The 11,870-nt window shown below is 41.7% G+C and carries 10 protein-coding genes; 4 read left to right on the plus strand and 6 right to left on the minus strand.

All coding sequences use genetic code 11. The features are described 5' to 3' along the window. Positions 1 to 19: 19 nt before the first annotated feature. Genes clpB through HQK88_06435 form a run of 3 tightly spaced genes read right to left on the minus strand, consistent with a single transcriptional unit; the run spans position 20 to position 4,043 of the window. Positions 20 to 2,671: an ATP-dependent chaperone ClpB gene (gene clpB / locus HQK88_06425; GenBank protein ID MBF0616435.1), complete on the minus strand. Its 2,652-nt coding sequence runs from the start codon at positions 2,669 to 2,671 to the stop codon at positions 20 to 22. Further along, positions 2,668 to 3,018, minus strand: a complete 351-nt coding sequence (locus HQK88_06430) for a MerR family transcriptional regulator (protein MBF0616436.1) — start codon at positions 3,016 to 3,018, stop codon at positions 2,668 to 2,670. Before HQK88_06430 ends, clpB begins: the two co-directional genes overlap by 4 nt. Next, positions 3,018 to 4,043 (minus strand): DnaJ domain-containing protein, encoded by a 1,026-nt coding sequence (locus HQK88_06435; protein MBF0616437.1) that lies wholly within the window; start codon positions 4,041 to 4,043, stop codon positions 3,018 to 3,020. Before HQK88_06435 ends, HQK88_06430 begins: the two co-directional genes overlap by 1 nt. 180 nt (positions 4,044 to 4,223) lie before the next feature. On the opposite strand from HQK88_06435, the gene HQK88_06440 reads away from it, so the two are divergent. The 3 genes from HQK88_06440 to tpx all read left to right on the plus strand — a co-directional run bounded on the left by HQK88_06440 (position 4,224) and on the right by tpx (position 6,780). After that, positions 4,224 to 5,285 (plus strand): ATP-binding protein, encoded by a 1,062-nt coding sequence (locus HQK88_06440; GenBank protein ID MBF0616438.1) that lies wholly within the window; start codon positions 4,224 to 4,226, stop codon positions 5,283 to 5,285. Between the two features lie 9 nt (positions 5,286 to 5,294). Continuing rightward, positions 5,295 to 6,170, plus strand: a complete 876-nt coding sequence (locus HQK88_06445) for a hypothetical protein (GenBank protein ID MBF0616439.1) — start codon at positions 5,295 to 5,297, stop codon at positions 6,168 to 6,170. 106 nt (positions 6,171 to 6,276) lie between these two features. Next, complete coding sequence (gene tpx / locus HQK88_06450; protein ID MBF0616440.1) at positions 6,277 to 6,780, plus strand: thiol peroxidase; 504 nt, start codon at positions 6,277 to 6,279, stop codon at positions 6,778 to 6,780. 44 nt (positions 6,781 to 6,824) lie between these two features. Here the strand turns inward: tpx and HQK88_06455 are convergent, their stop codons facing one another. Then, a complete protein-coding gene (locus HQK88_06455) occupies positions 6,825 to 7,157 on the minus strand; it encodes a nitrous oxide-stimulated promoter family protein (protein ID MBF0616441.1) in 333 nt (110 codons plus the stop codon). 103 nt (positions 7,158 to 7,260) lie between these two features. Here HQK88_06455 and HQK88_06460 point away from each other — a divergent pair, with 103 nt between their 5' ends. After that, positions 7,261 to 8,385, plus strand: a complete 1,125-nt coding sequence (locus tag HQK88_06460; protein ID MBF0616442.1) for a metallophosphoesterase — start codon at positions 7,261 to 7,263, stop codon at positions 8,383 to 8,385. A 165-nt stretch (positions 8,386 to 8,550) separates the two neighbouring features. Here the strand turns inward: HQK88_06460 and HQK88_06465 are convergent, their stop codons facing one another. After that, entirely contained in the window at positions 8,551 to 9,561 is a 1,011-nt protein-coding gene (locus HQK88_06465; protein ID MBF0616443.1) for a PstS family phosphate ABC transporter substrate-binding protein, read from the minus strand. Between the two features lie 198 nt (positions 9,562 to 9,759). Further along, complete coding sequence (locus tag HQK88_06470; protein MBF0616444.1) at positions 9,760 to 11,637, minus strand: PAS domain S-box protein; 1,878 nt, start codon at positions 11,635 to 11,637, stop codon at positions 9,760 to 9,762. Between the last annotated feature and the right edge of the window lie 233 nt (positions 11,638 to 11,870).

Below are 11,870 nucleotides of genomic sequence, written 5' to 3' on the forward strand. Positions count from 1 at the left end.
TTAGCAGCAATCCCCTACACTATTCCTCCGGCACAAACTCAGCTACATCAACTTTGGAAAAGCGCATCATTCCTCCAATGTAATCAACCTCCACGGTGTCGCCGTCTGTAACAGTATGTTCAATAATTTTCATTGCAAGCGGATTAAGAATCTCTGTTTGAAGCACACGCTTTAACGGCCTTGCACCATACACCGCATCATAGCCGTTCTCGGCAATCGCCTCTTTGGCTAAGTCTGTGAGAATTATATCTATTTGCTTGTTTTTCAGGTACTTTCTCATCCGGTAAAGCTGAATATCCACAATTTTTTTGATAAGCTCCTTACTCAGCGGGTTAAACACTATAATATCATCAACCCTGTTGAGAAATTCCGGCTTAAAATGCTCCCTCAAATCCTCCATGACTTTAGCTACAATCTCTGAATTCTCATCCGGACTCCAATACGACTCCGGATGAAGGTACTTGTCTTCAAGAAACTCCACTATATGGCGGCTCCCAATATTAGAGGTCATTATGATAAGAGCGTTTCTAAAGTCAACCGATCTGCCCTGGCCATCCGTTAGGCGTCCATCATCAAGTACCTGTAACAGCACGTTAAACACGTCCTGATGAGCCTTCTCAATCTCATCAAAGAGAACTACAGAGTACGGTTTTCTTCTTATTGCCTCAGTAAGCTGGCCACCCTCATCATAGCCGACGTATCCGGGAGGCGCTCCAATAAGTCTTGAGATTGAATGTTTTTCCTGGTATTCACCCATATCTATGCGCACCATTGCATTTTCATCGTCAAAGAGAAACTCTGCAAGCGCTTTTGCAAGCTCTGTCTTGCCTACTCCTGTAGGGCCCAAAAATATAAATGAACCGACTGGCCGGTTGGGGTCCTGAATGCCTGCACGTGCTCGCCTTATGGCGTTGGATATTTTAGCTACCGCCTCGTTTTGTCCCACAACACGGAGTCTAAGCCTGTCTTCCATATGAAGGAGTTTGTCAGTTTCAGCTTCAAGCATTCTGGTAACTGGAATAGACGTCCATTTTGCAACGACTCTGGCAATGTCCTCCTCTGTAACCACATCGGTTATCATTTTATTATCTGTCTGCCAGAGTTGTAGTTTTTGAGTCTCAGCATCGAGAGCTTTATTGAGCTCTATAAGTTTTCCGTACTTTAGCTCAGCGGCACGTGCCAAATTGGCATCTCTTTCAGCATTTTCCGCCTCAATACGTGTTACGTCTATTTCCCCTTTGAGTCTCCGGATATTTGTATTTATATCCTTTTCACCCATCCACTTTGCTTTAAGCGCGGTACGTTTTTCATCTAAGTCTGCATACTCACGGTTAATCTTTTCAAGCTGTTCCGCACCCTCTTTGGATGGATCGTTAAGGAGCGCCTGGCGCTCTACCTCAAGCTGCCTTGCCCGCCGCTGCATCTCATCCAGCTCCGCAGGCATACTGTCTATCTCCATTCTCAACTTAGAAGCGGCCTCATCTATCAGGTCAATTGCCTTATCCGGAAGGAATCTGTCCGCTATGTAGCGCTGAGAAAGCGTGGCTGCGGCAATCAGGGCAGAGTCCTTAAACTTCACCCCGTGGTGTATCTCGTATCTTTCCTTAAGGCCTCTGAGAATTGAGATTGTCTCTGATACTGAGGGCTGCTTAATTAAAATTGGTTGAAACCGCCGCTGCAGTGCGGCATCCTTTTCAATGTACTTTCTGTACTCATTCAGTGTGGTAGCGCCTACACAGCGAAACTCGCCTCTGGAGAGGGCAGGTTTAAGCATATTAGAGGCATCCATAGCGCCCTCAGCGGCCCCCGCGCCAACCAATGTGTGTAACTCATCAATAAACATTATTACACCGCCCTCGGATTCCTCAACCTCTTTTAAGACGGCCTTAAGCCTGTCCTCAAACTCCCCTCTGAACTTTGAACCCGCTATCAGTGCACCCAGGTCAAGGGCTGCCACTTTTTTGTCTTTAAGAGGCTCCGGGACATCCCCGTCTATTATTCTGAGAGCCAGTCCCTCGGCAACCGCTGTTTTGCCTACACCGGCCTCCCCTATTAAAATCGGATTGTTCTTGGTGCGACGCGCAAGCACCTGTATGACCCGCCGGATTTCCTCATCTCTGCCTATCACCGGATCAAGTTTGCCTCGTCTGGCAAGCTCAGTTAAATCCCGGCTGTATTTTTTCAGTGCCTGATACTTTTCCTCAGGGCTTCGGTCTGACACACTGCTGTGCCCGCGCACGGCCTGCATAGCTGTTAAAAAGTCTTCTGCAGTAACGCCGTGTTTTTTGAGTAACTCGGAGGCTGCACCGCCTTTGAGTATTATCCCATGCATAATGTGCTCTACACTTACGTACTCATCACCAAAGTGAGCGGCTTGATTAAAGGCCTCATCCAAAGACTCCTTAAACCGCACCGATACATACGTTTGCCCAAACGGAGTTGAGCCGCTGACTTTAGGAAATCTCTCCACTGCCTCTTGTGTTGCCTTTATTAAATCTCCGGTGTTCACACCGAGCTTCAGGAGAATCTGATTAACAGTACCCTCTTTGTCTGACAAAAGCGCAAGAAGCAGATGCTCTGGGTTAAGCTCCTGATTGCCGTACTTCTCCGCTGCTTTTTGAGACTGCGCCAGTGCCTCCTGGCTTTTCACTGTCAATTTATCCAGTGTCATTTTACCTCCTGCAGAACCCTCTTTAACCTCTCCTGTAGTTCCCTCTTATAGTCATCCTCAAGGCATACCATAAACTGTTCCATCTCGTCCTGAAATGCTTGCATCCGCCGCCTCATAGGAAGTATAATCTCAAGGCCTGCCTTATTGACCCCCAGATTTTTGGTCAAATTAAGAATAAACGACAGCTCATCTATATCGTCATCCGAATACATCCGCTGCTTATTTGACCTTGTAGGGGCAATAAACCCTTCCCGTTCATAAAGTCTGAGAGTCTGGGGATGCACTCCAAGCATCTCGGCCACAACACTTATAACATAAAGCGGGCGATCTTTGTCTTTAGTAAACATTACTCTTTCACCATCCCATTGCGTGGATTTTCCTTATAAAGAGCATCAAGCCGGCGCACCAATTCCTTGTCAGTTTCAGATAGCTCGGTTGGGACGACAACTTTGATTACGGCGTACAAATCGCCTGTGCCGCCACTTTGTGGGCATGGCATACCTTTGCCCTTAAGCTTAAATGTTTTGCCGGTTTGAGAGCCCTCAGGCAGTGTCATCATAGATGTGCCATTAAGTGAGGGGACTTCGATTTTTGCGCCAAGGGCTGCCTCAACAACTGTCACAGGGACGTCAACATAGAGGTCATCGCCTTTTCTGGTAAACAGTTTGTGAAGCAGCACGTTAAGCTCAATGACGATATCTCCGGCCTCTCCGCCTCCTGTGCCAAGTGCGCCTTTGCTCTTAAGACGCACCTTAGAGCCCTGAGATACCCCCGGTGGAATCTTAACCTTTATGTTTTCGTTAGCATGTGTGCTCCCTGTGCCGTTACAAACGCGGCAAGGTGTTTTGTTTTTCCTACCCGTGCCGCCACAATTCTTACATGGCGCATCTCGTCTTAAATTCAGGGATTTAGTCACTCCGGTAAATGCCTCTTCAAGGGTAAGAGTAAGATTAGTTGCAATGTCAGTGCCGCGGGAAAACATCGAGGCTGAACCGGAGGGTCTTTCCTGAAATCCAAAGAGCTCTGAAAAAATATCGCCAAAGCCTCCGAAATCAAAATTTGCACCAGCACGTTTGTCTGTAAAGCCTCTAAAACCCCCTGTAAAATTGTTACCGGCAGCTCTGTCAAAACCGCCCTGGAAACCAAACGGGTTTGTCCTCATGTTGTCATACTCAGTGCGTTTCTTAGGGTCGCCAAGGGTGTCATAGGCCTCGCTGATTTCCTTAAACTTTGCCTCAGAGGCTTTATTTTCAGGGTTAAGGTCAGGGTGATATTTCCGGGCAAGCTTTCGGAATGATTTTTTTATCTCCTCGGCAGTTGCCTTCTTCCCAACTCCTAATAAGTCGTAATAGTCTTTTGTTCCTGTTGCCATATCTTATCAATCCTCATATCATATATTTACTGTTCTTATTATAATACTTTATATGAGTCATGTCAAGTATCTTTCATAGGTTTGTATAATGATTTTTTAAGGAGAGGCAATTAGTGTACTTTACAGTGAGGCAAAAAATGTTATTATGTTAGTATAATTGAAGTGAGGGACTGATATAAAATGACGAAAAAAGGCATAAAAAAATTAAAAATCAGGCGTCTAAAGATTATAAATTTTAAGGCGATTGATTTTATAGAAATAGAATTCCCTAAACCAATAATTAAGAATGAACCGGATGTTTTTGTTATGGGTAGCATTAATGGCCTCGGAAAGACCTCTATACTGGAGGCCTGCACTCTTTTAGTTTTAGCCATTACCGGTGGAATAAAGCTCAGAAATAGAGGCCCTTTTGAATTCCCTATTAATTTCTTTGATTTATTGATACGTTCAGGTTCAGATAAAGCTGTTATAGAGGCTGATGTAGAAATAAACAATAAAGTGCAATTAGTAAGTTTAACATTACACACAAATGGGAAAATAGATATAGACCATCCTAATGCTGTTAGTGCCAATAAAGATGGAAATGTTGAAATGTATGACTATTTTATTCATACTTTAGCTGGCTACTCTAATGAACCCTTATTATTTTCTTACTTTATGTATTTTCATAGTTACAGAAAAGTACAGGAGGGGAGAATACCGTTAGGAATGATAGTGGACCGTGAAGAACGAGATGAGCATATTCCACGATTAAGGCCTTTTTACAGAAAGCCGTTAAAAAGCATTTTTAAGGGTGAGGTACTGAAAGCTTTTATAGGAGGAGCTAATCTTGTTGAAACTCTTGACCCTAAGGATTCATCAGCTGTGTTAATAAAACTTAACAATCTGCTTAAAAATTATGCTAAAGGTACAATTGAAAAACTCACTGCTGATGCCGATAGTACAGTTGACTTCAGAGTAACTCCAGTAAACGGCGGTAAGTCTTTTGCTTTTGATGGTTTGAGTTCAGGGCAAAAGGAAATCATATCCACGTTGTTTTTAATTTGGCATTATACACAGAATTCATCGGCTGTTGTTTTGATAGACGAACCTGAATTACACCTTAATCACGAGTGGCATAGAAATTTTATAGGACAACTAAATATCATGGCTCCAAATAACCAATATATTATAGCAACTCATTCTGAGGATATTGCTGACTCGGTAGATAAGAACAGACGGATAATACTGCGACACAGCTAAACTGATTAGATGGTTACAGTAGAAAAAAATGTAAGCGCCGAGGCATTCAAACAAAAAGGGGAACATACTCTTTTTGTAGAGGGCGAAGAGAATTCCATTGATCCACAGGTGATTTCCAAGTTATTACATGATATAGTCAGAGTAAAACCATTAGGGGCTTCTCCTTATATAAAAAGTGTGGCAGACGCCATGTATAAACATCATCCCAAGTACTACTTCTTAATTGACAGAGACCATTATGATGACGCTTTTATTGAAGAGCGCTGGAGTAATTTCCCTGACCCCAACTTTTCAAATTTACTTGTATGGCCCCGACGAGAAATCGAAAACTACTTTATAATCCCTGATTATATAAAACAGTCTGAATATTTGAGCGTATCGTTTGACGAACTGGAAAATTGTATTATAAAACTTTGCAATGAGAGGATTTTCATAGACTCTGCAAATTTAGTTATTTTAGATATAAGAGAGAACTTTAAACAAACAGAGATTAAACTGTTTGAAAAAAAAGATGATTTTAAGACTAATGACGATGCAATAGAAAAACTATCTGGATTGAATAGTTTTAATAAATTTAAAGATAAGATTTCTGAAAAAACATCAGAAAATTATCTTAAAAATAAATATGAAGAATTTTACAATCTTATTACAGGTGGAGACGGTAAATTAGAATTTAATACGGGGAAATGGCTTGAGCTGATAAAGGGAAAAGAAGTTTTGCCATCTGTTAGAACTACGTGTTTTAATGGAAAAGCTATTAAAGAAATTCCTCAAAAAGAAAGACTGAAAACTGTTACTAAAGATCTTGTAACGAAGCCAATAAAAGACCAGCCTCATGATTTCCAAAGACTTTATGAATTAATCTCAAAACAAATAGATAGATAGATAAACTTCACTTAGTTCTCTATTAAAAAAGAATCTTTACAAGCACCTGTTATATATTATAGAATTTTAAGAGGGTTCCAATAAAAAAAAATGGCAGGAGGTTTATATGGACAGGACTGGAGTTATAACATTTCAGGGAGGCGGCTTAACACTTACCGGAAACGAAGTAAAGGTTGGTGACAAGGCGCCTGACTTCACACTTACAGACAACGCCCTAGGAGCAGTTACCCTTAAGGATTTTGCCGGGAAAACAAAAATAATCAGCGTAACCCCGTCTCTTGATACTCCTGTGTGCGACGCCCAGCTGAGGAAATTTAACGAGGAGGAGGCAAAGTCAGGCTCTGATGTTGTTGTGCTAAACGTAAGCATGGACCTACCATTTGCAAATGCAAGGTTTTGTGCCACTGCCGGCATTAACGCCGCTAAAACCCTTTCTGATTACAAGGACGCATCGTTTGGCTTAAATTACGGTGTTTTGATTAAGGAACTAAGGCTCCTTACACGCGCTATTTTTGTTGTTGATAAGAACGATGTTATTAAATACATAGAAATTGTACCGGAGATTACCAATCCGCCGGATTACGGTAAAGCATTAGCCGCTGCTAAATAACATCCATCAGAGAAGACAGCTGCCATAGGGCAGCCGCCTTTGCATTAACCGCTTTTTTTGTTAATGATTCCATCAATTGAGTGCAGAAAGGCAAGGATGGGGTTTCTGAAAATCATTCGGGGGCCTGAAAAGCGCATAACGGCCTTGATCTTCTCCCTCATATCGGGCTTATAACAGTGTATTGTGCAGTGGCTGCAGTTTGGTTTACTGTCCTGGAATTTACACCTGTCAAGGCGTACCTGAGCATAATCGTGGAGTGACTGGCAGTCGGGGCATAGTGTGTTAGCCGCAGCCTTGTGATTTTTCCTGCAATAAAGTGAAATCATCTTTCCAACAGTTTTTTTTTCAAGTTCAATTCTTTTTATTTTAAAAGCCATGCTGCTTACCCCTTGCTGATTTATTTTATGCTCTTGTTTTACAATAAGATATTATTATTTTAATTAATATGACAGAAATCAGCAAATGCAGTCTAACACGGCTATGAAATTATTCGTCGTAATTTTTGTGGCGCTCTACAGCACAATCCACTACTACGTCTATAGCCGTATAACAAACGCTTTCCCGCTGCCGGTTCATCTGAGGGTTGCCATTGTTGTTTTTATGGCGCTGATGGTCTTTACCCCTATGCTTATAAGGCTTGCAGAACGCCACGATTATGAAAATGCCGCCTCACTTAGCGCAAACGTGGGTTATACATGGATGGGGCTTATCGTTATTTTTCTTCCTGTCTCATTTTCTCTTGAAATTATACGGGTAATATCACAGTCTGATTTCTTCTCAAAAATGATACAGCTAAAAATCACCAGCCGGACAGTTTTCTTACTGACTCTCTTAATAACACTCTCAGCTTACATCTACGCCTTTATTGACGCACGAGTAATACGTACAGTGCATCTTACAATAAAGACTCCAAAAATTCCCAAAGGAGCCGGTAAAATTAAAATAGCCCAAATATCAGACGTCCACATCGGAGTTCTTGTCAGAGAAAGCAGAATCAAGCCAATAATTTCCATTCTTAAGAGGGAAAAACCAGATATAATACTGTCAACCGGAGACTTTGTGGACGGACAACTTGATCATTTAGACGGGCTGTCAAACCTGTTTTTGGAGCTAAATCCTCCCTCCGGTAAATATGCAGTAATTGGAAACCATGAACTGTACGCAGGGCTTCAGGACTCTCTGGAGTTCACCAAAAAATCGGGATTTACAATACTTAGAAATGAGGCGGTTACTGTTGGATTTCTGAACATTGCCGGAGTGGATGACAAAGATATCAGCAGATTTAACATTGCTGAAACAAAAACTGAAACAGACCTGCTGTCAGCCCTGCCAAAAGATAAATTTACAATTTTATTAAAGCACAGGCCGATTATAAGTCCTGACTCTGTAGGACTTTTTGACCTTCAACTTTCAGGGCACACACATGGCGGACAGATTTTCCCATACAATGTTTTTCCACTGTTGGTATTTAAGATAAACACCGGCTATACCAAACTCACAAACGGCTCATCCATATACTTAAACCGCGGAGCCGGCACATGGGGCCCTCCCATACGACTCTTTGAGCCGCCCGAGGTAACAATCATAGAGATTGATACCGAGTAGCGCTCAAAAAAGTAGTATTTTTTAAGTTTTCTCTAATATCAAAAAATCATGAATATATGAGGAATCATAAAAAAGATTTTATCCGCAGATGACGCAGATTCTCGCAGATTTTTTTCATCTGCGTCCATCTGCGTCATCTGCGGACTAATCCTTAATTTCTGGAAGCTACTTGGAAATAGATTCTTTCTGGAGAAGATCCTCTATCTTTACGCCAATCTGAGAGCCGTGAGCGCCAAAGACTGAGCCCTCCATTCTTTTTGTAAATCTGTTAAGCCCTAAAGGATAGGCTGTTGCAGGAAGGGAAATATAGCCAACCTCTTTCACAATGTTTGGAGCACTTTTTAAATAAAACTCCACAAATTTCTGAACCTCTGGTTTCGCAGCCGATTGAACGCTCACATAGATGAAAATTGGCCTTGAAAGCGGCTGGTAAACTCCCTTAAGTACATTATCATATGTTGGAAGCACAGCGTCCTTGCCTCCTTTCTTATCATTGATGACAGGGACTAATTTTAACTTATCCTTGTTATTTTCGTAGTATGCAACGCCAAAAAAGCCAAGAGCATTAACATCGGATGATATCCCCTGTACTAACACATTTGGGTCAGCACTTGATGTGTAATCCCCCCTGCTTGAGTGTTCCTTACCGACCGTAGCTTCAGTAAAATAATCGTAAGTGCCTGAGTCAACACCAAGGCCAAACAGATGAATTTCCTTATCCGGCCAGCTAGCTCTAACCTGATTCCATTTGGAAATTTTAGCTTGTGCCTCTGGTTCCCAAATTTTCTTAAGCTCACTTACAGTAATATCCTTTACCCACGTGTTTTTTGGGTTTACAACAACTGCTATTCCGTCATATGCCACTGGAATTTCTATGTATTTTATCTTGTTGGATTTGCAAAGCTCAGCCTCTGTCTCTTTTATTGGTCTAGAAGCGTCACTTATATCTGTCTCTCCTCTGCAGAACTTTTTAAAACCGCCCCCAGTGCCGGATAATCCAACAGTAACTCTAATTTTACCCTTTTCAGCTTTTTGAAATTCCTCTGCCATTGCAGATGATATTGGAAACACAGTTGACGAACCGTCTGCCTTAACAATTGCAGTTTCCCCATAAACCGTGCCTGTTAGACCTGCTAAAAAAAGGAAGATCAAAAAACTTGCTAATTTCGTCCTCATAAGTCATATTCTCCTTTTTGTTTTGGTTTTACCATTAAAATGGTTTTTTGAGTCGTATTTCACATGCCATAACACTGATAATACCTATGTAAGTAAAATATCATAACACTTCAATTGTTACAACAGAGTTACATTTATGTTACATTTAGATTAATAAATTAAGACTGTCATATACCCCATGAGAAAACCTAAACTACGTTAGTCGAATTTAAACCTCTCCCCGATAAACAGCGCTGTAGCAGCGTCAACGACATCGGGGTCAAAAAGAATACCCCTTGCTTTTTGTATCTCCTCGATAGCTTTTTCAATTCCAAGTCCGGCTCTGTAAGGTCTGTGGAATGTTATTGCCTCAATTACGTCTGAAACGCATATTATCCTTGCTTCAAGCAATATACCTGTGCCCTTAAGCCCAATAGGATAGCCGCTGCCATCCCATTTCTCATGGTGCTGAAGCACAATCTGCGCCACAGGCCACGGGAATTCTATGGTTTTTAAAATATCAAAACCAACCTCAGAGTGCATTTTTATCAGTTCGAATTCTATATCGCTAAGTTTCCCCGGTTTACTCAGTATCTCTGCAGGTACATAGATTTTTCCGATGTCATGAATGGTGCCGGCCATTCGTATGGCATCTATCGTATCCTCATCGAGTTTCATCTCAGTGGCTATTGCCCGCGCAAGATTAGCCACGCGCCGCTGATGTCCTGCGGTATAGGGGTCCCTGACCTCTACAGTCATAGCTATTGTCTGGATTATGCCGCCTATTACTTTTCTTAACTTCTCAACACTCTGCTGAAGCTCTGCCTCTGCGCATTTTCTCCTGCTTATGTCCCTTATTATTCCTGTAAAAAAAGTTTCTCTTTGATTTTTCCAGGAAGCTAAAGACAACTCAACTGGGAATTCACCCCCTTCTCTGTTTTGGGCCACAAGCTCAAAGGTCTTGCCTATAGCCTCAGAATCCCCGGTAGATAGCACTCGTTTAATGCCCTCTTCGTGTTTGTGTATTAACCGCTCCGGAATTATAAAATTAAGAGGAATTCCTACAACCTCATCAGTACTGTAACCAAATGTTCTTACTGCGCCGTCATTCCAAAACAATACAATGCCATCAGCGTTAATTGTAATTATGGCATCCTGAGTTGATTGAACTATAGAGCGGAGGAACTCCTTCTGATCTCTTAAAACCTCCTCTGCTCTTTTTCGCTCTATAACGTTAGCAATTGTGTTAGCCACCGTTGCCAGAAACTCCTCCTCATCCGTGTCCCTCTTGTGATTGTGTCCGATAAACAGGTTCAAAACTCCAAGCAGCTTCTGTCCAGAAATGATCGGTACACAGTAGTGGCCGTGCGCAGGCATAGAGTCATAACGTATGTCATGACGGTCGTCTATATCCGGGGCATATACTGCCTCCCTGCTTTGGGCTACCTTACCACAGATACACCTGCCATAAGGCACTTCATTACAAAGGGTCGTAATCGGCTCGGTTAATCCCCTTTGTGCTTTCATCTTAAGTTTCTTTTTTTCCTCATCGGCTAAAAACACACAACCTTTTGATTCAAGAGCCAGTCTTGGAATTGTAAATATAAAATCAAGGATACGTTCAAGTTGTTCTTTTAATTCTATAGGTTCGAGTGAGATTTGAAGTATTAAGTCAACCACTGACTGCATCTGAGAGTTTAAGACTATCTTTTGCTCTGTCTCAAGTTTGGATGTAATATCCTCAATGGCCTCAAGATATTGAGTTACCTCTCCCCTGGAATTAAATTTAGGAGTGAGTGTTATTTTTATATGTTTTTCGCCAAATGATCTTTCTACAACAGCAGGATTTTTAGTTAAGAGACACTGCTGTTTTCTGCAAAAGCTGCACATTTCAGACCCTTTGTCCTGGCTATCTGCCTTTTCGGCTATTATCTCATAACAAGGTCTTCCTGTTAGCTCATCATTTGACTTACCGGTTAGTTTTTCTATGAAGCCGTTAACTTTCAGGACTTTCATATCAGCCCCAATATAAACAACGCCTATGGGGACAGTGTTAAAAAGCATTTGTAAATCAACTGGAATATTTTTATCAGTCACAGAACACCACTTTTGAGGGTGAGCAGAGGCTTAAACTATAGCCTTTGTATGATAGACAGGGTATTTCCATTTTGTTACATTTATGTTAACAAAACACTGTTACTTCTGACAAGAATTAATTAGAAACAATCATTGACAACATCAGATTAAAAGTGTTAGTTTGTATTGTGTGTTGTAAGAGTTGTATGACAGGTAGAGTGATGTGTGCGCAAACTGTGAGGGTATTGCGGACA

This window comes from Nitrospirota bacterium (assembly GCA_015233895.1).
Classification (GTDB): Bacteria; Nitrospirota; Thermodesulfovibrionia; order Thermodesulfovibrionales; family Magnetobacteriaceae; genus Magnetomonas.

Coding starts and splice junctions, on each gene's coding strand:
- HQK88_06430 (MBF0616436.1), bottom strand. CDS start 3,018: ATGTTTACTAAAGACAAAGATCGCCCGCTTTATGTTATAAGTGTTGTG.
- HQK88_06460 (MBF0616442.1), top strand. CDS start 7,261: ATGAAATTATTCGTCGTAATTTTTGTGGCGCTCTACAGCACAATCCAC.
- HQK88_06445 (MBF0616439.1), top strand. CDS start 5,295: ATGGTTACAGTAGAAAAAAATGTAAGCGCCGAGGCATTCAAACAAAAA.
- clpB (MBF0616435.1), bottom strand. CDS start 2,671: ATGACACTGGATAAATTGACAGTGAAAAGCCAGGAGGCACTGGCGCAG.
- HQK88_06440 (MBF0616438.1), top strand. CDS start 4,224: ATGACGAAAAAAGGCATAAAAAAATTAAAAATCAGGCGTCTAAAGATT.
- HQK88_06455 (MBF0616441.1), bottom strand. CDS start 7,157: ATGGCTTTTAAAATAAAAAGAATTGAACTTGAAAAAAAAACTGTTGGA.
- tpx (MBF0616440.1), top strand. CDS start 6,277: ATGGACAGGACTGGAGTTATAACATTTCAGGGAGGCGGCTTAACACTT.
- HQK88_06465 (MBF0616443.1), bottom strand. CDS start 9,561: ATGAGGACGAAATTAGCAAGTTTTTTGATCTTCCTTTTTTTAGCAGGT.
- HQK88_06435 (MBF0616437.1), bottom strand. CDS start 4,043: ATGGCAACAGGAACAAAAGACTATTACGACTTATTAGGAGTTGGGAAG.